The sequence below is a fragment of the Roseateles sp. genome (assembly GCF_049240545.1).
Taxonomy (GTDB): domain Bacteria; phylum Pseudomonadota; class Gammaproteobacteria; order Burkholderiales; family Burkholderiaceae_C; genus Paucibacter_A.
Map to the genome: position 1 here is coordinate 1 of NZ_JBMLSK010000135.1, position 1,382 is coordinate 1,382.

Consider the following 1,382-nt stretch of genomic DNA (forward strand, 5'->3'; position numbering starts at 1 on the left):
CCGACGTCCCCCCGGATTTGAGTAGCGCTTAACTCTGGAGTCCAATCCCATAGACAGGAGATTGGACGTGAAGAAGAGATTTACCGAAGAGCAGATCATTGGCTTTCTGCGCGAAGCAGAAGCGGGCCTGGCGGTTGCCGAGCTTTGCCGCAGACACGGCTCCTCGGAGGCTAGTTACTACCTCTGGCGTAGCAAGTTTGGCGGCATGAACGTGTCCGATGCCAAGCGCCTGAAGGAGCTGGAAGCAGAAAACGCACGCCTCAAGCGGTTGCTGGCTGAAGCCATGTTGGAGAACGAGGTGACGAAAGAAGCCTTGAGAAAAAAGTGGTGAGCGCACCGGCCAGGCGTGAACTGGTGCGCCACATGACCAGCCATGGACTGAGTGAACGTCGTTCGTTGCGCGTCGTTGGCATGAGTGCCAGTGCCTACCGCTACGAGCCTGCCCAGGATCGCAACTGTGCGCTCAAGGAGAAGATCATCGCCTTGGCGCAGCGGCATCGACGTTACGGTGCCGGAATGATCTATCTGAAGCTGCGCCAGGCGGGTGAAATCGTCAACCACAAACGCGTGGACCGCCTGTATGCCGAGGCTGGCTTACAGGTGAAGAAGCGCAGGCGCAAGAAGATTCCTCTGGCAGATCGACATCCGTTGGAGCGACCAATAGCCGCCAATCAGGTCTGGTCCATGGACTTCGTGTTTGACCGCACGGCGGAAGGTCGCAGCATCAAGAACCTGACAGTGGTGGATGACGCAACCCATGAGGCTGTGGCGATCGTGCCAGAGCGGGCATTGGGTGGGAACCAGCTAGTGCGCATTCTGGAGCAACTGCGCAGCACACGAGGACTGCCCAAAGCAATCAGGACGGATAACGGCAAAGAGTTCTGCAGCCGGGCCATGTTGACCTGGGCTCACGCGCGGGGAGTTCAGCTATTCCTGATCGAACCGGGCAAGCCCAACCAAAACGCTTACATCGAATCCTTCAACGGACGATTCCGAGATGAATGTTTAAACGAGCACTGGTTCACCAGTTTGCAGCATGCCCGCGTAGTCGTGGAAGCCTGGAGAAAGGAATACAACGAGGAAAGACCGAAGAGATCACTGGGTGGCCTGACACCGGCAGCCTATGCAAAAACACTGATTCAGAAAACAGTTAAATTAATACCGGACTCCAAAGCCCAGTGCTACTGAAACTGGGGGGACGTCGGCACCGCTGGTGTCACCCGCCACGCGGGTGCTGATACTGGGCAGCTTCCCCGGCGTGCGCTCGCTGCAGGCGCAAGAGTATTGCGGCCACCCGCAAAACCAGTTCTGGAAGATACTGCAAGCCATTTCTTGATTTCTAGTTCGAATCGCGACATTGGTTGCGCAGCTCCGAGAGTACC

Annotated in this window: 2 pseudogenes; both read left to right on the plus strand. The window is 57.0% G+C overall.

Annotation, left to right across the window (positions count from 1 at the left end):
• Positions 1-67 precede the first annotated feature (67 nt).
• Positions 68-1,238 (plus strand): annotated as a pseudogene (locus ACOVRJ_RS08775) (IS3 family transposase).
• Positions 1,211-1,330: pseudogene (locus ACOVRJ_RS08780) on the plus strand (DNA-deoxyinosine glycosylase); the annotation flags it as partial. The pseudogenes ACOVRJ_RS08775 and ACOVRJ_RS08780, both read left to right, overlap by 28 nt.
• Between the last annotated feature and the right edge of the window lie 52 nt (positions 1,331-1,382).